This is a genomic window from Dietzia sp. SYD-A1, from assembly GCF_015356725.1.
Taxonomy (GTDB): Bacteria; Actinomycetota; Actinomycetes; order Mycobacteriales; family Mycobacteriaceae; genus Dietzia.
Window position 1 is genome coordinate 1 of record NZ_JADDKI010000438.1, and the last position, 443, is coordinate 443.

Annotated in this window: 1 pseudogene; it reads right to left on the minus strand. The window is 73.1% G+C overall.

What is annotated here, in order from left to right:
* Positions 1-443: pseudogene (locus IY392_RS15390) on the minus strand (MFS transporter); the annotation flags it as partial.

Here is a 443-nt window from a genome sequence, read left to right on the forward strand (position 1 = left end):
GGTGGACGCCGCGAGGCCGGTCAACCCGCCGGCGGTGATCAGTGCCCCGGCGGCGGCGAACTCGCGGCGGCGGCGGAGCCGGTCGGAGAACGTCCCCGCCGTCGCCGCGCACACCGCGGAGAGGACGAGGGTGACGACGGTGATCATGAGGACCGCGTTCCCGGGGTCGGCCACCCCGACCACGGTGTCGAGGAAGAAGAACAGGTAGATCAGCAGGATCGCGTTGGTGAGGTTCATGAGGAACCGGAGCGCCCACGCCCAGCAGTACTGCCGGGTCGGACGGAAGTCGGCGAGCGCGATCCGGGGTCGCGGGTCGATGTCCGCTCCCGCGGAACGGGGTGAGACGACCGGTGCCGCGCGCCCCGCCACCACGATCGCCGAGAGCAGCGCGGGCGTGAGCACCGCGAGCACCAGGTACCCGGCCGGGCCACCGCCGACGGACT